Source organism: Rhodococcus sp. MT28, from assembly GCF_058792695.1.
In genome coordinates this window covers 1-970 of record NZ_JBXAFD010000071.1, presented here as the reverse complement: position 1 = coordinate 970, position 970 = coordinate 1, and the positions used below count along the sequence as shown (strand labels likewise).

Sequence of the window (970 nt, the reverse complement as noted above, 5' to 3'; positions counted from 1 at the left end):
GCGACGATGGCGTAGGTCGCCGGGGCGGTGCACAATCCCAGACCCGCGCTCATGATCAGCAGCGGCCACAGCAGGCCAGGATAGTCCGCGACCACGGTCAACCGGCTTACCAGCACCAGTCCGGCAGCGATGGCAAGCAGTCCTGAGACGGTCATCACTTTCAACCCGACGAGGCTCGACAACCACGGTGCGATTACCGAGATCACGACCAGCGGCACCACCATCGGCGCCAACGCCAGTGCCGAGGCCAGCGGCCCATAGCCGAGGATCAGCTGCAGGTACTGCACCAACAGCAGGAACACTCCGAAGGTAACCAGGAACTGGATGGTCACCGACAGCGAGCCGGCCCCGAAACCGCGGCGGGCGAACAACCGCACGTCCAGCAGTGGCGCAGAAGACCGCAGCTCTACGATCACAAACACCACCGCTGCCAGGAGACCGACCCCGGCGATAGCGGCGACGAGCTGGTCGGCCCAGCCCCGCGCGGGAACCTCGATCGCGGCGAACACGATCGCCGCGATCGCGACGGCCACCACCGCCGCACCCACCCAGTCCACCGGGGGATGCTCGCTCTCTCGGGACTCGGCGATAGTGCACGCCAACCCCGCCAGCACCACCCCCGCCACGGTCAACCCGACGAACACCGAAGGCCATGACCACCGCTCGAGCAGTACCCCGGCGCCGAGGATGCCCAGCACTGCCCCTGACCCCGCAACTCCGGCCCACACCCCCACCGCCCGGCCACGATGGGCAGCGGCGAACCCCGCGGTCAGGATCGACAGCGTCGAAGGCATCACCAGCGCCGCGCCCACCCCGGCCAGCGCGCGCGCTGCGATCAGCCACACCGGGTCGGCCAGCAGCAGCGGCAGCGCCGACGCGACCGAGAACACCGCCAGCCCCGTGACCAGCACACCGCGACGCCCGTAACGGTCACCGATTGCTCCGGCAGGCAGCACAAGACACGCCAGCA

Annotated in this window: 1 protein-coding gene; it reads right to left on the bottom strand. The window is 69.2% G+C overall.

The features are described from left to right. Window positions 1-970, bottom strand: a 970-nt coding sequence (locus tag AC1Q6C_RS33650) for an MFS transporter (protein ID WP_492667133.1), incomplete at both ends; no start/stop codon positions are given.